The sequence below is a fragment of the Flavobacterium macacae genome (genome assembly GCF_003865365.1).
Taxonomy (GTDB): Bacteria; Bacteroidota; Bacteroidia; order Flavobacteriales; family Flavobacteriaceae; genus Flavobacterium; species Flavobacterium macacae.
The window spans coordinates 111,390-130,911 of sequence record NZ_RQVR01000010.1; the positions used below are offsets into that span (position 1 = coordinate 111,390).

Below are 19,522 nucleotides of genomic sequence, written 5' to 3' on the forward strand. Positions count from 1 at the left end.
CCTTACAGGATATTTGAACTTTGTATGGCTGACCTTGCAGGCTGTTCCAAATGGTATGATAATCTGACTATCCACTATGGGAGGGATCCGCTTAAGTGCCGAAGTTGGTAGGCATGCAGGGTCTGGTAAGAATGCTGAAGTCCTATATTAGATCGGCCAAATTTTGGAACGTTTTAAAGATTCTGTTGGGCTGGCCTGGTATGGCGATTCTAGAAGTGGTGCTGGGCTATTGCCAGGGCAGTTGCTTTCTCCGGTCCCAGTACGTTGCCGGTTCAATTTTATAACTCCCCAGCATTTCCAGCTCATCTTCATGCAGCTTGAAAGTTTTTGCTTCCAGATTGGAATGAAGCTGGTCAGAACTGCTGGCGCCGCTCAAGACCAGTGCCCCTGGAAAACTATCCAGGCAGAACCGGATGCCGATGGCATCAGCCCCAACATTATATTGTTCTGCCAGGGTCGTTATGTATCTGTACAGGCCATTATGTTCCTTGGATGGCAAGCCGGGCATCAGGCGCCCATTCGCTAAGGATTCCTTGATTATCAGCTGCGTGTTGGTTTGGGCAAAAATTTCTTTCATCTGTAGCAGGGACTGCTCCATGATATTGTACGTGCTCTGGAATGAGCCGAACAAGGGTTCGTCCTCTACCATAATATCTACGGCCTTTTTCAGTACCTCAACCTGGTTCGCTCCCGTGGTTGTGAGTCCAATGCGGATATTGTGTTCTTTCTTGATATGGTGAAGGCGCTGGAGTATGTCCCTGTTATCAAGCACTCCGGTTTCTAAAGTGGCTGAATGGATCTGGTATGTCGTAAGATAGGGCAATAGTTTTTCTGAAAACGCCCACTGCGCATCGAGCCGTTCTAGGGTATGCTCCTTTATCTCGTGCACCTTTGCATGCCTATCAAAATTAGCCGCGTAGCTAAGGCCCCATTTTGTAGCGACCCTGATACGGGGATCGTCCTTTCCCCTGAGCCATTCCATAAGGAGCGATTCTGCCAGGCCATAGCCCGGCGAGGTGTCGAAAAACCGGACGCCATTTCTATATGCGTCATCCAATATCGCGAGGCCCCTTTTCCTGAATTCAGGAACGGACAGGACCTCTCCCGGTTTTTCATGTCGGATGTTTATGTAAACCGGACGGCCAATCGCCGCTGTTCCAAGCCCTATACCTTCCATTTGCTCCAGTTTATTTGAGATGTGGCATTTGGCCCTGTGCCAATTTCCAACGTGTCCAGACATTCATATTTATAACGATGGCGGCAATCTCGGCGATTTCCGATTCATCAAAATATTCGCGCATCGCATCATGGTACTGCTGGAAATTTTTGTGCGTGCCGACTGTAAGTGCATCGCAGTAGGCCAGCGTAACTTTTTCCTTTTCGGTAAACAGCAGGCTGTTCCACCAGGATGATATGTTGTCTACCTTGGCATGATGGATGCCTATTTCCCTTGCCCTTTGCGCGTGCAGGATTATGCAGTATGCACATTCATTTTTCTGGGCCACACGCAGGCGGAGAAGTTGGGCAAGGCCTCTGTCCGTGCCCAATTCAGCCTTATATCCGAAAGCATAAGCCATTTTCCCCGCCAGCTTATCAAAGGGAGACTGTTCGGGATCAAAACGGATATTTTTAAATTTAATGTCATCCATAATTTTCAGATTTAAGCAAAATTCTCTGTAAGAAAAAGCAAGAAGCGGCAAATAAACCAAGTTTAGTTTTGGAACCAGTTGGACCCAAAGCCTGGGTTTTCAAAATTATTCCCGATACAACATTTGTTTTTCTATTACATGGGTTATGGTGTTCGTGGCCGTGCAATCAGGCACGAAGCCCCGGAACTCTCATGCATTGTATCTTTTGATACCGGTTTCGATCCAAAACAATTACACTTCTGCCTGTCATTCTGCAAACGTAATTATTTCCCTTACTCTTTTCCCTCTTTGGTCAGCGCCTCGCCATTCATGCAGTAGCGCAACCCGCTCGGCGCAGGGCCGTCAGGAAATACGTGTCCAAGGTGCGCATCGCACACATTGCACTGGGCTTCTATGCGGACCATGCCGAAAGAACTGTCCTTGATGTACTTGACACTATTCTCCTTAATGGGCTGCGTGAAGCTTGGCCAGCCGGTTCCAGATTCAAATTTTTCCGTAGAGTCGAACAGCAGCGTGTTGCAGCATACGCAGGAATAGATTCCGGCGTCCCAGCTTCTGCAAAGGTCGTGACTGTGGGAACGCTCAGTACCATGTTGACGCGTCACAAAAAATTGTTCAGCAGTAAGGAGTTCTTTCCATTCATTTTCAGTTTTTTCAACTCTTTTGTCCGGTGCAGGATTGCCATTATTGGCAAATGAAAGCACATTGTTCCAGTTAAGCATAATTTCTGTTTTTTAGGTTATGTTATATAGTATTGATCATTTTTTCTTGTTGGCATCCTTCGCGACCTTGAACAGCGCAGGATTGATATGGCAATATCCGCCGGGATTATTTTCAAGGTAATCCTGATGGTAGTCTTCTGCCTTGAAATATTTTTTTATCGGAGTAACCTCTACCACTACGGGATTGCTGTGTTTTAAGGACTCTGACTTTATCCTTTCATTTATAAACGGCAGCTGCTGCTCTGATGTATAATAGATGCCCGTACGGTACTGGTCACCCCTGTCATTTCCCTGCTTGTTAAGGCTCGTAGGGTCAATCGTAAGAAAATACAGATCCAGCAGGAGGTCCAACTCAACTTTTTTGGGATCATATGTCACCTTTACCGTTTCAGCATATCCCGTCTCTTTGCGGATCACATCCTGATAGCTCGGATTTTCAGAATGACCGTTGGCAAAACCTACTTCGGTTGCCGTAACGCCCTCGACCTGCTTGAAGAAGTGTTCCGTCCCCCAGAAGCATCCCCCGGCAAAATAGATGATACTGGTGCTGTCCTTTTTTTCCTGATTATCGGCAACGGTCAATTTTTCACTCAGGGATTTATTCCCAGTACTGTTGATGCAGCTGCTGATGCCTACTACTAGCATAAATGCGGACAGTATAATTTTTGCTGATTTCATATATTTATTTTGTTTCATTTTCTTTCTGTTGAACAAGTTGCTTGAAAACTGATTTTGTAAACCTGATGAATTTCTTATCAGTAGTGTCATATCCGACCCATTGCTGCACGTTGCCGAACGAGCACGTAGGCGCACCTTGCTCATGGCCCGATACCAGGATGTATCGCCCTGGTTCCTGTTGGTAAATTTCCGCGGTTATCTTATCCATTGTAATCCTATTTTGCTTTGAATATCATCTGGGCATGCTGCATTGTGCAATTCCGCCCCATTCTCTTTGTCGTATCAACGCCCTGAACCTTACATTTCTTTCGAGATATAAGCCAGGATGGAAATCCGTCATGGCCCTATCACATATTCAATCTCCTTTATATCTGCTAAGGTTTTCCCTGTATTTTGCTAGTTTTGGTGCGATGACCATCTGACAATAATATGCCTCCTGATTTTCCGCATAATAATTCTGATGGTCGTCTTCCGCCTGGTAGAATACCGTAAAGGGCTGCAATTCGGTGATTATCGGATCATTGTAGCTGTGCTGCAGCTCCTCAACTGCCTTCTCAGCAATTGCCTTCTCGTCATCGTCGCCGTAGAAAATAATGCTCCGGTATTGGCTGCCCTTGTCGGCACCTTGCTCGTTTAATGTGGTTGGATCGTGTGTCGTCAGGTGGATCATCAGAAGTTCCCTCAGGCTGATCTTTTCAGGATCGTAGCTTATCTGGATTACTTCCGCATGCCCGGTACGCCCGGTACGGACTTCCCTGTACGGAGGGTTCTTGATGAATCCGCCGCTAAAACCACTCCTCACGCCAAGCACTCCCTCGGTATCCCTGAAAATGGCTTCTGTACACCAGAAACACCCACCGCCTAAAGTTACAGTCTTGTTTTTCATATCTTAGCTCACCGTTACTTTTAATACCTTCATAACGCATGTTAACGTAAAGACAGTAAATAATTCAGCGCAGGCATCTCTGATATCCCGCGCTGAATTCCTACAGTGTTAACCCATCCCTTAATGAGGCATAATATTTAATTTGCTGGTGTTGTCGATGTCTGCGGAAATCAGATGATCAATTCTCTTGTTGATTTCAGGTCTGCCCTGGACACCTGTGAACTGATCTACCACGGCGCCATTTTTCATCAGGTAAACGGCCGGGATGCTCCTAACGCCAAACTTTGCCGCCAGCTCTGGATTTTGGTCCACATTGACCTTTGCCACCACGATATGCTCGGCATAGTCGGTTTCTACGGCTTCCAGTACAGGCAGTAACGCCCTGCAAGGACCGCACCAGTCTGCATAAAAGTCAAGGACTACCGGTTTTTCGCCGGCAATAATTTGTTCAAATTCTGTGTTGTTGCTAATTGCTTTCATAATAAAATGTTTTTAATAGGTTGTTTAAAGAGGAATGACAGCTACGCTTTCTTCGTCTTTAAAGGCTTAGTATAAAAAATGAACAGTTCCTTACAGATTATTTTTAATTTTTATTTAAAAGGAAGTATCTAGCGGAACTGCTATCGGATGTTTCGATGCAATTCATCAGTCCGCCCTTGCTGATGTTTCGTTTCGACGATAGCTGTACCGTTATATAATCATCTATCTTTCAGAAAGATACTGGTTATCTCCTAACTGATATGGCATTGGGAGATCTTCTACCAAGAATTGAGAAAATATCGGAAACGATGCATGAGGTGCTCATTGATAAGATTGCGTCGCCGGGAAAGGATGGGTCCCGGGCATACGCTGTCGCAATTTTAGCCGGCGGCTTTCGGCAAAATGTATGTAGGATAGGAAATGATGGTAATATCGAAGCCATGACCTGGATGTTACCTTTATTTTTGTAGCGTTTTTGTGAAGATGAATATTGATTTACCCTTTGCCATGCACGCGCACTTTATGCTGACAATATCAACGTTTGTCCCAGCGGCGGTAAAGTGTGACTGTAGGGGCACTGCTGTCGTCCTGGCAGCAGAACGCTCATCGGGGCCGGAATTTCTCCTAGGTTTTTAAAATGTGACGAAAGCAGTCTAAAGATCGTGCGATATCCTTATGCCTTTCCAAAAGGCTACATAGCCTTCTATCGCTTTGGCATATTCCGAAACTTCCGGATAGCACCATGCAGCATCGTCCCTGAACTCACCGTGGACTTCAATATTATAATATTGTGCAACCCCCTTCTCGTCGCAAACCGAACTTCGCTTGCTTGGCTTGAAATATTTTTCAACTATTCCACTCCTTGGGAAATAGGTATTTCCCTCAAACGAGACAGTCTTGTCGCTTTGCGCAATAATCTGATTGTTAAATACTGCTTTCATAGTTTGCTCATTTTATAAAATTAGTGATCTTCTCTGCTATTTTCTTGGCATCAATGCTGTGATGCGAATCCCTGTAAATAGCTTTACGGTCCACCAGAACAATAATCTGCGGTGATTGGTGTATCACTTCCAATCGAGCTGCTATAAAATTTGAAACACCCCTGTGGGAAAGTAGATCCAGATAATTGAAGTCGGCTACATTTTCAATCAGTCCAAAGCCGTCAATAAGCCTTTCCTTTGCAAAGGCGCTTATACCGCAACTGACGCTATCCTTGAAAATAATTTGAGCCCTTGCGACCGACTTCTCTATAATATCCAAAACATCGTTCTCTGTGGTAATGGACTTCCATTTGTTTGTCTCCATGGTTGTATTATTTATTATTGGTATATACTAGGAACTGCAGGACAACATGGAGCAGCCAACTTTGTGCCTTGCCCATTCAGGTCTTTTTGCAAACCATTTCTCGTTTTCTGCCTGTTCGCCATAAGGATTTTTCAATAGGGCGTAAAATTCCTCCATGACGGCATAGTCTCCATTCTCCGCCGCATCTATCGCCAATTGGGCCATGTAGTTTCGCAAGACATACTTGGGATTTGTCAGATTCATTCTGGTTTTTCTGACCTTATCCGATATGGGCTCACGACCTACTTTTTCCAGGTATATGGTGAACCATCTGATCCAGCCTGCCTTTATCTTGCCACGTATTTCTTCGGGCTTATAAAAGGCATCGCGGACTTTTTCCAGGGCATCGGCCGCAAGATCGGACTTTGAGACATTGGAAAGATTTCTGTAGAAAATGGTCATGTCGGTTTCGGATGCTTTTAATACCGTCTGCAATTCATCGTGCAGCGTATCGTCGTAATTACCTACCAAACCCAGCTTGGCCTGCATCATCTGATGGTACCGTGTGTCAAAACGGCTGTTGCAATCATCCAATATCTTTTCCATTGCGGGCACGTCCTGAATCAATGGATACAAAGCGTTTCCAAGCTGTACCAGATTCCACAGTGCAATATGTGGCTGGTTGGCGAAGCGGTACCTTCTTTTGTGTGCATCTGTCGTGTTTGGCGTCCAATCCGGATTAAAATCTTCCATCCAGCCATACGGTCCGTAATCGATCGTCAAGCCGAGAATTGACATATTGTCTGTATTCATAACACCATGGACAAAACCTACACGTTGCCAATCCAAAACCATTTCCAAGGTTTTGCCGGCCACTTCCTGATAGAATTCCAGATATTTTTCTTTTCCTGCAGAACTGATCCCGGTAAAAAAATGTCTGATCGTGTAATCGGCAAGGAGCTTCAGGTTGGTGACATCGTTTCTTGATGCCAGGATTTGAAAATTCCCAAATCTGATGAAGCTTGGGGCAACCCGGGTAACGATCGCACCCTTTTCATACTCTGGGTTGCCATCGTATAAAATATCCCTGAGAACCTGGTCTCCTGAAAGCACTAATGCAAGAGACCGCGTGGTTGGAACTCCCAAATGATGCATGGCCTCACTGCATAGATGCTCCCTTACCGATGAGCGCAAAACTGCCAGCCCGTCGGCAGTCCGCGAATAAGGCGTTTCGCCGGCACCTTTTAATTGCACTGCCCAGCTGTTGCCCCCATGCTCCATCTCGAAAAGATTAATGGCCCTGCCATCACCCAGCTGTCCTGCCCAATTTCCAAACTGATGTCCTCCGTAACACATCGCAAACGGACTGGTTCCCGGATAAACTGTCCTTCCAGAAACCAAGCCTAAAAATGCTGCAGAAGATGTATCGTTTTCCAAGCCGAGTTCCTTGGCCAGCTCGTCAGAATAATGCACCAGTTCAGGATTAGCCGGCATCCTGGGGCTCACATAGGAATAACAGGCGCCTAGGACTTGGCGTCTTGAGATTGTTTCATCTTGGTCTGCTGGCAATTCTTTAGCAAATGTATCGTTGATATCCAGTTTCATTATAGTTGGTTTTAAATTATAGCTGCATTTCAGGCAGGCATGGTACAGATTCCATTATCCAGTGTAACGAATTCCGCAATATGGACATGCCCCCCGATACAATTATCATTTGCTGTAACGGGCTTTCCGATCTTTCGACTTCAAATTCCTTTCTCATGAGGTGGTTATCTTTTATGCAAGCAAATGGAGCTTGTTGCTTCTCACAGCAATCGCCCTGATATAGGAGCAAACTGCGATCGCCTTGATTTTATTGTGATGCAGATAATCAAAAGTTTTCTCGACAAGTTCTTTGCCAATTCCCTTCCCTCTCAAGTGGTCGGGCACCTCGGAGTGTGTCAGATAAAAACAATTGTCCTTTTCCTCGTATTTAATTCTGGCAAAATCATCGCCGACTTTCATTACAAAGATTTTTAAGTCCGGATAATGTTGTATTTCTGATGTTTCCATATTTTATCCTTTTAAGTATATTTTCAAATTATTCCACTTCCGGCAGGATTGCCAAGCCGGTTGGGCTGTAATCTGTATGCAACATTCCCATTTTTTTTAGTGAAAGTAATCTCCCAAAGTTTTAACCCTGGGAGAATACATCAATTAACCTAACCAATTATAAAAAAACTACCCCGCGTGCTCAAGATGTACCATCGCACTATCAGTGGTAAAATTACTCCGGTAATCGCCTTACTGCTTTGACTGTAGATCAATTACCCACTGCAACCAATGGCAGTAGCACTGAATCAAGATGATATCTTATTCGTTTTCTTTTAATCGGTCCGCAAACATTTCTCTCAGCTTCCCTACCTTTGGAGTGATCACTGCTTTGCAGTATCCTGCATTGCTGTTTTTCCTGTAATAGTCTTGGTGATGCGTTTCCGCAGTATAAAAGATTCCGAGCGGGCTAAGCTCCGTTATTACCTTATTATCGAAACTTGGGTTGATAAGTGCCAATACTTCTTCTGCTGCCGCTTTCTGGCCTGCATCATGATAGTATATCACCGATCGGTACTGCATTCCATAGTCACCTCCCTGCCTGTTCAATGTTGTTGGATCGTGGGTTACCATAAAAATTGCGAGCAATTCGTCATAAGCAATGATGCTTGGATCAAAAGTTACCTGGATGACCTCCGCATGGCCTGTATCTCCATTGCGGACGTCTTTGTAGGTTGGGTCGATGGTAATTCCACCGGTGTAGCCCGAAACCACCTTCACGACGCCTTTAAGTCCTTGTATCACTGCTTCAACACACCAGAAGCAGCCTCCGCCGAATGTGGCTGATTGCATTGTTTTCATATATATATTCTTTACAAGTTAGGCCTCCTTCCTACAACTGCCATGATAATCCTGATGATAATCTTCTGCCGGATAGAATTTCTCCAATGCGGCTATCTGCGTTGCTATTTTTTTTCCGCCGTTTGCTTCAATTTTTGCGAATACTTTTTTTGTCGCTTCTTCCTGCTCACTATCCCGGTAGAGTACGATAGATCTGTATTGTGAGACAGAATCCAGATTGGAACTCGATGTCTTTCCATATTTTGAAATGAACTTTTCCAACAGCAGGCTGTAGGAAATCACCGCTGCGTCAAATTCTACATTCACGACCTCTGCATGCCCCGTACGCCCTCCGCAGACATCGGTATACGAAGGATCAACAAGATCCCCTCCTGCATAGCCGGAAACCGCGTCTATCACGCCAGGGATTTCTTGCAGAAATTTTTCAACACCCCAAAAACAGCCTCCCCCAAATGTGGCAAATTGTACATTTTTCATCTTTACTATTTTTAATATTATGCTCCTACATTTTCTTTATCGATACCGAATTAATGCAAAACCTTAATTCGCTGCGTTGTGGACCGCTTTGAAAAACATGCCCGAGATGACTGTCGCAGACATTGCACATCACTTCGATTCTCGCCCTTCCAAACGAGCCGTCCCTTTGATATCTTATCGCATTCTCCTTGATCGGCAGCCTGAAACTTGGCCAGCCCGTACCGGAATCAAATTTTTCACCCGAATCAAACAATTCATTGTCGCAACAGATACATCCGTATTTTCCTGGCTCATAGCCCGAACAATGTTCGCCAGAAAATTTAGCCTCTGTCCCCTTTTTCCGTGTGATGTAGAACTCTTGCTCGGACAGTTGCTGCATCCATTCATCGTCCGATTTTTCCACCCTCCTGTCCGGTATTGGGTTGCCCATATCCGCAAAACCTAATATGTCACTCCAATTGAGCATTTTATTTTCCATGATCCCTCTGCTATTTAATTACAGTACAAATTTACTCCCAAAGTACATTTAATTGCTTATTCAAACTTCCCCAATGCTTGTCAATTATTCCTTAGTCCAACATTCATTTTTTTTAGCCTTTTTAGAAATTTCTTATTGCGTCAAAATTTATTTATGGGAGCCTGCCGCCTATATCACTGGAAGATCATCCCCCACTGCGCGCTGCATTGGAAATGGATTTTATCCCTGCCCTAATTTCTTTGCAAAATGTAATCTGCGAAGAAATTATTGCTATCGGTGATCTTGTGCTCCCACGTAATATCCGTCCTGGACAAGATTTGTTTCACAACATCATCATCATACTTCCTTGAAACCTCCAAATGGATCAACTCGTCTTTCGCAAAACTGAATCGGTGCCGGCCTAGTGTCACTGATTGCCTTTGCAAACTTTTTATGTAGCTTTTGGCAATCCCCACCTCTTCATCATAAATTGGAGCGTGGATAAAGCCAGTCCTTTTAAAATTTGTTCCCAATTCCCTATTCATCCTGTCTAATAAATTCAGATTAAATTCTGCGGTGACACCCTGTTGATCGTTGTAGGCGGGCAGGATAATTTCCTTGGCTTTCTTCAAATCGACACCCAGGATAATTTTATCTCCTACACCTAGGCTGGAGCCAAGCCGGTATATGAATTCGGTCGCCTGGTCGTCTGTCAGGTTTCCAATGTTTGATCCCAAGAAAAGAATTATCTTGGCCGTACCGTCTTGCTTGAAGTTTTCCAATGCTTTGAAATAATCGCTGTGGCTCGGCTTAATGGCCAATGCTGGAAGTTCAGCATTCAGAAAAGCCGCAATCCCATCCAGGGCATCGCTAGAGATGTCAACAGGCAGATACTCAAAATCAAAGTTCCCCTCTACCAGCGCTCTCAACAGATGTACGGTTTTGGTTCCATCTCCTGCTCCAAGCTCTACCAGGCTGTATCTTTTTTTGCTATCGAGATCCAAGGCAGCAATGATGTCTGCAGTCCTTTTCTGGAAAATCTCCATCTCAGCACGCGTGAGATAATATTCAGGAAGCTGCGTTATTTTCACAAACAAATCATCCCCCCTCTTATCATAGAAGTACTTCGAAGGCAGCGCTTTGTTTGTGATTCTGCTCAATCCTTCAATGACATCATTTTTAAATTCTTCCAGCATAATTATTTTATAAATATTAGATCCTCTAGTCACAACATGCCAAATTAAAATTTGGCTCGACTTCAATATCAATAGTACAATTTGAAATCTAAAAGTATGCATACTGTTCCGTGGCGCTCCGTTAACTCCTGATATACATCATCAATACGATCAAATTCATAAAATTGGGTAAAGAAATCAAAGTCAAGGCCCGTACTGCTTATGCCATTTAGTTTACCATAACCCGAAATTGCCTGTGCTCCTGTTACGTCCAGCAGATATCTTGCCTCTTCATCTGTCAGATCCAAAGTCTTGGTATTGGCAAAATGTATCACCTTGCCTCTCATCCTTCCTTCAAAAAGCTCGGCAATTTCCTGAAGGCTGTAGCTGTAGTCATTGATAACTATGTTGTTTCCTTCGCCTTCTAGCACAAAATAGATAATATCGTAACTTTTAAAGTTATCATCGCTTCTTGTCAGTTCACTTATGCTTTCTTCCAGTCCCTCAATAGAATCGCATGACTTATAAATGCTGGTAATATCTTTTGCCAGTGCCAATTTTTCCAAATTGGCAAGGACTTCCGTTTTCTGTCCAATTTCAGAGTCTGGTACCTTTTCCAGACAATAGATAAAATTTTCTGGCATCATTGGATATGAATTTGAGTTTTCCGACACTTTAGATTAATTTCGTTTCAAAGTACACTTTGTTCGCCACCGTTTTGTGCACCGGACATTTTGACGCAATTTCTTTCAACTTTTCCCTTTGCTCCTCCGACAGGTTGCCTATGAGTTTGATTTTTTTGTAAATGTGGTCCAACTGTCCCATTTCTTCAATATCCAGTTTTAACTCTGCCGAATGTTTTTTGGAATAGCTCAAGTAGACAAAAACCTCCTTCAAATCCCATTGCTTTCTTTGGGCATACAATTTTAATGTCAGCACGGTGCAGGAACCAATCGCCGCATTTAGCAGTTCGTAAGGTGATAGCCCCAGGCCGTCGCCGCCAGCTTCGACAGGCTCATCGCCATAGATATGATGCGTTTTGGTATATATGTGGTTTGTGAAGGGAACGACGGTTTCGTGATATACCAGCACCTGTTCTCCCTCAGTATCCTTTACCTCATTTCCTGCTTTCTTGATTTCAACATAACGCTTAACCCAACTTGAAATAACCTCTGCTACATAGAAGGCATCTTTCTTATAGGTTATCAGATGGTCGGCACCATCAAGGCTGATAAAACTCTTTGGATGATGTGCCTTATGGTATAAGGCTGCTGCATTTTCAATGCCTACTATTGAATCCTGGGGAGAATGCATCAGCAGCAATGGCCTGTGCAATATTTTCACCTCATCTTCCAGATTGTGGGCTTCCAGGTCATCAAGAAATTGTTTTTTTATTTTAAAAGGCCTTCCCCCGATTGACAGGACAGCCTCGCCCTTTTTATTAATGGTGTCATCCAAACCTTGAAAATGTCTGGTTATATGTTTTACGTAAGATGGCGCGGCAATGGCAACCACCGCCCGGATATTCGATAATGAGTTTGCAGCAATGATGACTGCCGCGCCACCAAGAGAATGTCCGATCAATATGGTTGGTGCAATATAATTTTCACTTAGAAATTCATTGACAGCTATAATGTCAGAAACGTTATTGGAAAAAGTAGTTTCGCTAAAGTCTCCATCGCTATGCCCAAGTCCGGTAAAATCAAAATTTAAAACACTTATCCCATGGCTGGTTAGTTCCGATGAGATGTTCCTAACTACAGCCAGACTCGACGAGCAGGTGAAACAATGTGCAAAAATGGCGATGCTGTTGATTTCTCCGTTCACCGGAGTTATTAAGTGGGCAGCTAAAGATTCCCCGTTTTTGTTTTTTATTGGTAATTCTGTTTTTTTCATATTTAAAATAAATAATATCCTTTAATACCATATTCCTGTGAACTTACAGCTCTGATTTTTTTAATTACTCCATCCTCGGTAAAGCCTGTTTCTTGGTCAACGTCGAAGGATGTAAGCATATAAGTATTGCAAGTATTTGAACAGTACAGACAATCCTTATCTAAAGTAAAATTTGTCGTATAGCCTGCTTCAATTAGCCTTTCTACTACCGATTCTTTCTCCATTTTTTACATTTGATATTTAAAATTATATAACCTCAAAAAATACAACAAGCTGATTTGACAATCGATCTGCGATTGCAGAACAGTTCAATTTGGCTTTAATAAGGTTACTTGTAACACGGGCCAATTTTACCAATAGTAATTTTAGCTTTTTTTATCTAAGCCCAGGTTTCCCTGTTCGTATTCCTGAAGGAGTCTGGCCGCTCTTTCGAAAATCTCCTCCCTAACTTGAAGAATTGCAGTATTAAGCCCACCTGCAGTGATCACTGGTTCTATGTTTGACAAAGTTTCGTTTAACAAAAACGCATCAATTTTGTAGTTTGCAAGTAAGTTTTTAATGTTCAATGCCTCCAGATAGGTACCGACAAAAATATTTTTCATTGTATTTGTTTTTGTTTATTAATTATTGGTACTTATTGCATCTGGTTTTTTCACCAACCTGATGCCGCAATATTGCCAGCGCATGTTCGGATGAAAAAAATTCCTATAGGTCTTTCTGCTGTGGCCAGCGGGAGTTGCAACTGATGCACCTCTCAAAACCATTGTATTGATCATGAATTTTCCATTGTATTCGCCGATGGCATCCGGAGCCTTATTGAAATTAGGGTAAGGCAGATAGGCACTGTGGGTCCATTCCCAAAGTTGTCCCCAACTGAACTGGTCCGAAGCAATCTCCCATTCAAATTCTGTTGGCAGGCGCATTGCCTTGAATTCTGCAAAGGCAAAAGCTTCATAAAAGCTAATATGGTTTATCGGCTCGGAAAAATTCACTTTCTGCAATCCATCCAGGTCATATTTGAACCATTCACCACCTACCTTATGCCAGTATAGCGGTGCATCTATTTTATTGCTGTTTACCCAGTGCCAGCCTTCATCATGCCAGAACTCAAAATTGTTATAGCCTCCATTTTCAATAAAACCTATGAATTCGCCATTGGTTACCAGTTGGCTTGAGATTTCGAAATCACTCAGGTGGACTTTGTGTACACCCAGTTCATTGTCAAAACTAAAACCTTCACCTTGATGGCCCACAGTGTAGATGCCTTCCGGGATTTTAATAAATTCTCTTTTTATGTCCTGTTCGGTCAGGCCATAGGAACTGCCATAGAATGGGAAAGTGGGCTGGTTGCCAAAAATATATTTTATGTCATATAGGAAAAGCTCCTGATGCTGCTGTTCGTGATTAATACCGATTTCGACCAGCTCTAAAAGCTTTTTGTCAAATTTGATCGAAAGTAGGGTTTCCATGGCCTCACTGACATGTTGCCTGTACCTGTAAACCTCTTCAACCGACGGTCGCGTCATAAGGCCCCTGTCGGCCCTCAGTACCCTGTTCCCGACAGCATTGTAATAGCTGTTGAACAGATATGAAAAATGAGGATCGTAAACCGTATATCCTTTGAGGTATTTTGTCAAAATAAATTCTTCCCAAAACCAATTGGTATGTGCCAGGTGCCATTTTGGGGGCGAAACAAATTCCGAGGGCAGCAACGAATAGTCTTCAACGAGTAACGGTTTGCATAAATCTTCTGATTTTTTTCTGGTTTCAATAAATCTATCTTTCATTTTTATAAATCTATTGCGTTATTTCAACTCCCTTCCAAAAAGCTACATGGTCCTTTATTTCCTTAGCCTTGTCAGAAGGATTTGGGTAAAACCAGGCAGCATCTTTATTGGCCGTGCCATCTACTTCAATGGTGTAATAAGATGCCAGCCCTTTCCATGGACAGGTAGAATGTGTGCTGCTTTCCTTTAAGTAGCCCTTTTTCAAGCTATTTGGCGGGAAATAGTGATTTCCCTCAATTACTATTGTTTCATTGCTCTCTGCAATTATTTCCCCTTTGTATATTGCCTTCATAATCAGTATATTTCTTCGATTGTAAAATCGTTGTTATTAAAACTGCACATATCTCCTTTTTTCTTGCCCATCATGCACTGGTATATTGGAGCCTTGGTAGAAATGCTGATAAAATCTTTCCCATCAAACTCGAAACTGCCATCGGCAGTCGCAATTACCATATACCTGCCGTTCACTTTTATGACAGCTCCAGGTTCCACCACATCGGAGGGACTGAAGCTTAGCGCTTCAATTTCTTCAAGATGGTGGTGATGGTCATGGACCTGATCGTCCAGCTTTTTCCTTAACCTCTCTTCTTGCCTGTGGTGTGACTGGTCGTCCTGGTCTATGACGTCATTTCGATTCAGCATCGTACCTTTTACGAATTCCAGCAATCTTTCTTCGGTGTTTCCAATCGTACGGTTTTCATTTTCGATTAGAAATTTTTTCAGTTCTTTTTTGTTCATGATATTGCTCTTTTTAATTGAGTTTTATATTCTTGAATTTCCTGCCGAATAACCGGGGGACAATTTAACTTACGATCCCCGCACGGCTTGTATTCCTTAAATCCGGTGTGTCTCTATTCCTGTTTCCCTGCGGGTGGAATTTCGAAAGCTGGGAAGGTTGTCTTCTTGTAGCGTTTCCTGCATGCAGCTATCTAAAACCTGCAATGCCTTCTGTAAGCCATTGCCGATATTCTTCGGAACCGACATAGCTTATCGTCGGCTTCAGGCCGTTCAGGTTATTGCCCTCCAGGTCAGTAAGCACATATAGGGGCTGGGTATTTGTCCTGTATTTTGAAATCATGAAATCAGTCCATTTGTCTCCAACTGTCCTTATCTCAGATCCCCCGGGAGTGACATATTGCTCTCCCTCGGGCAGATCCCGTTTGTCATCAACATACAGCGAGATAAGCACCACATCGTCTTTCAGTATCGAAAGAACCTTCGGGTCAGACCAGACGTTGTTTTCCATCTTCCTGCAGTTTACGCACGCGTGGCCTGTAAAATCAAGAAGGATCGGTTTTTTGATTTCTCTGGCGTACGCCAACCCGTCTTCATAGTCGTGAAAGGCCATAATTCCGTGGGGTCCCAGCTGAGCACCTTTGGGGAGTTTTCGCAAAGGCGCCCCAATTCCATCGGGATTAGCTGCTCCGATTCCCAAAGGGCTTTCGCTGTATGTTGTAGGTGGCGGAAAAGCGCCGATCAGTTTCAGCGGAGCGCCCCAGAGTCCCGGGATCAGATACACGGTAAAGGAAAGCGTCAGCAACCCCAGAGATAATCTCCCAACTGATATGTGCGGCAGAGGACCATCATGCGGCAGCGTAATTTTTCCGAATAGGTAAAGGGTCAAGGCGGCAAAAATAGCAATCCAGATTGCGATAAAAATTTCCCTTTCCAAGAGGTGCAACTGCAACACCAGATCGGCATTTGACAGGAATTTGAAAGCCAGCGCCAATTCCAGGAACCCCAGGACAACCTTTACAGTATTCAGCCAGCCGCCTGATTTCGGCAATGAGGTCAGCCAGCCGGGAAATAGGGCAAACAGCATAAACGGCAGGGCCAACGCCGATGAAAAGCCCAGCATCCCTATAACCGGGGCAATTCCTCCATTGGAAGCCGCTTCCACCAACAAGGTTCCGACAATCGGCCCTGTGCAGGAAAACGAAACGATTGCCAGGACCAAGGCCATAAACAATATTCCGGTCACTCCGCCCTTGTCCACCTGACGGTCTGCCCTGTTTGCCCATGAAGCGGGCAGCAATATTTCAAATGCGCCTAAAAATGAGGCGGCAAAGACCACCAGTATCGCAAAGAAGATAAGATTGAACCACACATCTGTTGACAGGGCATTCAATGCATCTGCCCCAAAAATCTTCGTTACGGCCAATCCCAGCATCACATAGATTGCTATGATCGAGATGCCATAGAAAATTACATTTCGGATTCCTCCCGCCCTGCTTTTGCTTTGCTTGGTAAAGAAACTCACCGTTAATGGGATCATCGGGAAGACGCAAGGTGTGAGCAGTGCTGCAAAACCAGAAATAAATGCAACCAGGAAGATTGACCAAAGGCTTCTCCCGGTTGCAGGAAGGGCATGATCCTGTCCTGGAGCAGCTGTGTCAGCTGCAGGTCCGCCTGATTGTTGTTCCTTTCCGATGCCCTCACTACGTGTTCTATCCGCCGCAGTCTTGGTTATTCCAGTCGCCGGCATTGCACCAACAGCGGACGTTTTAAAATCCGACGGAACGGCTATTGAGAATTTCTTGCTTGAATTGATGCAGGCCTCCTTGCAGACCTGAAAATCAAATGCGGCCTCAACGGTCCTTAAATCTGGGTTTATGATCTGGATTTGCTGCTCGATATGCGCTTTCATTTCAAAGAAAGTTTCATTGACACCAAACACATTGTTGTAGGCGGTCCTGGTGGGTCCTTCCTTGGCCTTTCCGATCAGGCGATAGTTTCCTTCCTGATTTTTAAATGCAATTTCCATCGCAAGCGGCCCACCTTCGGGCGTATATTGCGAGTACATATGCCATCCCTTTTCAATGGTTCCCTCAAAAATGACCACCGCATTGCCGCCTGCATTCTTTTCAATCCTTGAGGTCCAACTTACTGGCTCCAGGATCTGGGCACTGCCCATCACAGTGGCCAGCAGGAAAAGAAGCGAAAATAAAATGGTCATGCGCGGTAAGTCTCGCTGCTGTATCGGTAGACGGTGTTGTATGAGTTTTATCATCGTAGTGTATTTTATATAAAATATTTCTTTTCCCTCTTAAATACTTTTTTTTGACGGATTTCCTGCATTTTTCGGCCCTGTAACTTCCCTTCGGAACGATTGGGATCCTTGGAGATTGACAGCCCGTCAGATGTCCGCTTCATGCGTCGCGAAAGATTTCCTCTTCAGTTCCGACCCCTGATGCAGGGTCACCACAAGCGGATATTTTTCAACCACCAGGTTACTCTGGTCAAGTCCGAAATTACTTTCTTCCTTTACCGAGAGGTGCTTCAGGTTATAATAGCCCTTCATGATGAAATCAGTTAGGAGCGGCATATTGTTATCATAGGACAGGAAGCTGTCCCTTATTATAATCTTAAAATCCCCAGCCGTGGATTGCCCGTACTGGAAAGCTCCGGCTTCTGAAATGACGACCTCCCTGCTTGCGACCATTTCCTGCACGACCTGCCTGAAATACAATCCGATCCTGGGCTCTTCGTGGAATCCCAGATCAAAATTGACGAAGTGGACACAGTCCTTTGCAATCGAGCTTATCTCATAGCTTACGCCGTAGGGCACCTCAAGCACGTTCACGTGCAGAAACCAGTAGTTATCGGCACGCTTGGGCGTACCGTAACTGAAAATGGAGTTGATCAGGTTTTTTTCCAGCCTGTGCAGGCTTTTCGAATGGGTGAGGAATACGATATTGGGCGCAAACTTCGGGATGCCTCTGTCTGAACGCAATTTGCGGAGCGACGGCAGATGGGCCGCGATGTCCGTAAATTCTATCAGCGCTGCCCGTATCCGCTGGCCCTTCCACCAGATGAACATAATGAGAAACAGCGTGGATCCGATACCAAGGGTGATCCATCCGCCCTGGGCAATTTTTTGCAAATTGGCAATCAGGAAGCTGAATTCGATACATGCAAACAGCAACGTCACCACCATCACGTACACCAAAGGCACCCTCTTCACACGCAGATAGCAGTAAATAAGTACGGTGCTCATGATCATGGTAAGGGTCACGCTGAGGCCGTATGCTGCCTCCATCTTTATGCTTTCCCTGAAGTAGAGCACCATGAATAAGCATCCGCCCATCAGCGCCCAGTTTATTGCCGGTATGTAAAGCTGCCCCTTGATGCTTCCAGGAAACAGCACCCGGTGCCTCGGCCATAATCCAAGACAGATGGCCTCACTGATGAGGGTAAAACAGCCGCTGATGAGGGCCTGCGAAGCTATGATTGCGGCGACCGTTGCAATAACAAGCGAAGGCCAGAATAGTTCCCTGGGCACGATATGGTAGAAAGGACTGACTGTTCCTATACTTTCACCGATGTGATCCATCAGCCATGCGGTCTGTCCCGCATAACAGAGCACAAGTGCGGTCTTTATAAAAATCCAGCTGACCCGTATGTTGTTGCGTCCGCAGTGTCCCATATCGCTGTAAAGTGCCTCAGCGCCCGTAGTACAGAGGAAAATGCTGCCAAGCAGCCAGAACCCTCTGGGCTCTTCTACCAGCATCTTGTACCCATAGTACGGGTTGAGTGCTTTCAGCACACTTAGATTTCCCATCAGGGAAATGAAGCCGATCACGGCAATGAAGCCAAACCAGACTACCATTGCAGGTCCAAAGATTTTGCCGATACTGTCGGTCCCGAACTGCTGGAATACGAATATCCCGATTATGATGGCAATGATCACGGGAACGGTATCAAAGCCGGGGATGACCATCTGCACGCCCTCGATTGCCGAGGCCACCGATATGGGGGGCGTGATAATACTGTCGGCCATCAGGAAGGCGCCGCCGGCCATTGCAGGGAACAGGAGCCATCTGCCCCAGTACCTCTTGATGAGTGCATAAAGCGAGAGGATACCCCCTTCCCCGTGGTTGTCAGCCTGGAGCGCTATGATGACATATTTTAGGGTGGTCTGGAAAAAAAGTGTCCAGAATATACAGCTCAGGCTTCCAAGTGCTATCGTTTCAGAAATGACGCGATTATGGAAAACCGCATTCAGTGTATAGAGCGGCGAGGTTCCAATATCACCAAAGACAATGCCCACGGCGATCAGCGAACCAGCCAGTGTAATCTTCTGATGAAATGTAATGCTGTTGCTGTGCATGGATTGCTCTTTACTCAATTATTTATATC

Annotated in this window: 24 protein-coding genes; all 24 read right to left on the reverse strand. The window is 44.7% G+C overall.

Going from position 1 to position 19,522, the window contains the following annotated elements:
* Positions 1-226 precede the first annotated feature (226 nt).
* The gene (locus EG849_RS09945; protein ID WP_125012936.1) at positions 227-1,177 is read right to left on the reverse strand and encodes an aldo/keto reductase; all 951 of its coding nucleotides are present in this window, start codon (positions 1,175-1,177) and stop codon (positions 227-229) included.
* Between the two features lie 10 nt (positions 1,178-1,187).
* Positions 1,188-1,649, reverse strand: a complete 462-nt coding sequence (locus tag EG849_RS09950) for a carboxymuconolactone decarboxylase family protein (protein WP_125012937.1) — start codon at positions 1,647-1,649, stop codon at positions 1,188-1,190.
* Positions 1,650-1,921: 272 nt separating this feature from the next.
* Positions 1,922-2,371 (reverse strand): peptide-methionine (R)-S-oxide reductase MsrB, encoded by a 450-nt coding sequence (gene msrB, locus EG849_RS09955; protein ID WP_125012938.1) that lies wholly within the window; start codon positions 2,369-2,371, stop codon positions 1,922-1,924.
* Between the two features lie 36 nt (positions 2,372-2,407).
* Positions 2,408-3,049, reverse strand: a complete 642-nt coding sequence (gene msrA, locus EG849_RS09960) for a peptide-methionine (S)-S-oxide reductase MsrA (RefSeq protein ID WP_158611936.1) — start codon at positions 3,047-3,049, stop codon at positions 2,408-2,410.
* A gap of 4 nt (positions 3,050-3,053) precedes the next feature.
* Positions 3,054-3,257, reverse strand: coding sequence for a hypothetical protein (locus EG849_RS15610; protein ID WP_158611937.1), 204 nt, complete (start codon positions 3,255-3,257; stop codon positions 3,054-3,056).
* Positions 3,258-3,404: 147 nt separating this feature from the next.
* The gene (gene msrA / locus EG849_RS09965) at positions 3,405-3,935 is read right to left on the reverse strand and encodes a peptide-methionine (S)-S-oxide reductase MsrA (protein ID WP_125012940.1); all 531 of its coding nucleotides are present in this window, start codon (positions 3,933-3,935) and stop codon (positions 3,405-3,407) included.
* A 120-nt stretch (positions 3,936-4,055) separates the two neighbouring features.
* Complete coding sequence (gene trxA, locus EG849_RS09970; RefSeq protein ID WP_125012941.1) at positions 4,056-4,415, reverse strand: thioredoxin; 360 nt, start codon at positions 4,413-4,415, stop codon at positions 4,056-4,058.
* A 653-nt stretch (positions 4,416-5,068) separates the two neighbouring features.
* Positions 5,069-5,356, reverse strand: a complete 288-nt coding sequence (locus EG849_RS09975; protein ID WP_125012942.1) for a DUF427 domain-containing protein — start codon at positions 5,354-5,356, stop codon at positions 5,069-5,071.
* 7 nt (positions 5,357-5,363) lie between these two features.
* Positions 5,364-5,720 (reverse strand): bacillithiol system redox-active protein YtxJ, encoded by a 357-nt coding sequence (gene ytxJ, locus EG849_RS09980; RefSeq protein ID WP_125012943.1) that lies wholly within the window; start codon positions 5,718-5,720, stop codon positions 5,364-5,366.
* Between the two features lie 27 nt (positions 5,721-5,747).
* On the reverse strand, positions 5,748-7,307 hold the full coding sequence (locus tag EG849_RS09985) for a protein adenylyltransferase SelO (RefSeq protein WP_125012944.1): 1,560 nt from the start codon (positions 7,305-7,307) through the stop codon (positions 5,748-5,750).
* 168 nt (positions 7,308-7,475) lie between these two features.
* On the reverse strand, positions 7,476-7,751 hold the full coding sequence (locus EG849_RS09990; RefSeq protein WP_233581776.1) for a GNAT family N-acetyltransferase: 276 nt from the start codon (positions 7,749-7,751) through the stop codon (positions 7,476-7,478).
* Positions 7,752-8,051: 300 nt separating this feature from the next.
* Positions 8,052-8,591: a peptide-methionine (S)-S-oxide reductase MsrA gene (gene msrA, locus EG849_RS09995; RefSeq protein WP_125012945.1), complete on the reverse strand. Its 540-nt coding sequence runs from the start codon at positions 8,589-8,591 to the stop codon at positions 8,052-8,054.
* Between the two features lie 18 nt (positions 8,592-8,609).
* On the reverse strand, positions 8,610-9,068 hold the full coding sequence (msrA, locus tag EG849_RS10000; protein ID WP_125012946.1) for a peptide-methionine (S)-S-oxide reductase MsrA: 459 nt from the start codon (positions 9,066-9,068) through the stop codon (positions 8,610-8,612).
* 25 nt (positions 9,069-9,093) lie between these two features.
* A complete protein-coding gene (gene msrB, locus EG849_RS10005) occupies positions 9,094-9,534 on the reverse strand; it encodes a peptide-methionine (R)-S-oxide reductase MsrB (protein ID WP_125012987.1) in 441 nt (146 codons plus the stop codon).
* Positions 9,535-9,776: 242 nt separating this feature from the next.
* Positions 9,777-10,754, reverse strand: coding sequence for an L-histidine N(alpha)-methyltransferase (locus tag EG849_RS10010; protein ID WP_233581777.1), 978 nt, complete (start codon positions 10,752-10,754; stop codon positions 9,777-9,779).
* Between the two features lie 35 nt (positions 10,755-10,789).
* Complete coding sequence (locus EG849_RS10015) at positions 10,790-11,374, reverse strand: DUF6642 family protein (RefSeq protein WP_317125199.1); 585 nt, start codon at positions 11,372-11,374, stop codon at positions 10,790-10,792.
* 1 nt (position 11,375) lies between these two features.
* Positions 11,376-12,596 carry a bifunctional alpha/beta hydrolase/OsmC family protein gene (locus EG849_RS10020; protein WP_125012947.1) on the reverse strand — a complete coding sequence of 407 codons (1,221 nt, stop codon included), beginning with the start codon at positions 12,594-12,596 and terminating at the stop codon, positions 11,376-11,378.
* 2 nt (positions 12,597-12,598) lie between these two features.
* Positions 12,599-12,820, reverse strand: coding sequence for a hypothetical protein (locus EG849_RS10025; protein WP_125012948.1), 222 nt, complete (start codon positions 12,818-12,820; stop codon positions 12,599-12,601).
* A gap of 141 nt (positions 12,821-12,961) precedes the next feature.
* Complete coding sequence (locus EG849_RS10030; protein WP_125012949.1) at positions 12,962-13,198, reverse strand: putative signal transducing protein; 237 nt, start codon at positions 13,196-13,198, stop codon at positions 12,962-12,964.
* An 18-nt stretch (positions 13,199-13,216) separates the two neighbouring features.
* Positions 13,217-14,383, reverse strand: coding sequence for an ergothioneine biosynthesis protein EgtB (gene egtB, locus EG849_RS10035; protein WP_125012950.1), 1,167 nt, complete (start codon positions 14,381-14,383; stop codon positions 13,217-13,219).
* Positions 14,384-14,393: 10 nt separating this feature from the next.
* Positions 14,394-14,675: a DUF427 domain-containing protein gene (locus tag EG849_RS10040; protein WP_199732270.1), complete on the reverse strand. Its 282-nt coding sequence runs from the start codon at positions 14,673-14,675 to the stop codon at positions 14,394-14,396.
* 2 nt (positions 14,676-14,677) lie between these two features.
* A complete protein-coding gene (locus tag EG849_RS10045; protein ID WP_125012952.1) occupies positions 14,678-15,121 on the reverse strand; it encodes a hypothetical protein in 444 nt (147 codons plus the stop codon).
* Between the two features lie 187 nt (positions 15,122-15,308).
* Positions 15,309-17,339, reverse strand: a complete 2,031-nt coding sequence (locus EG849_RS10050; protein WP_125012990.1) for a protein-disulfide reductase DsbD family protein — start codon at positions 17,337-17,339, stop codon at positions 15,309-15,311.
* Positions 17,340-17,519: 180 nt separating this feature from the next.
* Complete coding sequence (locus EG849_RS10055; RefSeq protein ID WP_233581778.1) at positions 17,520-19,511, reverse strand: KUP/HAK/KT family potassium transporter; 1,992 nt, start codon at positions 19,509-19,511, stop codon at positions 17,520-17,522.
* Positions 19,512-19,522: the final 11 nt, after the last annotated feature.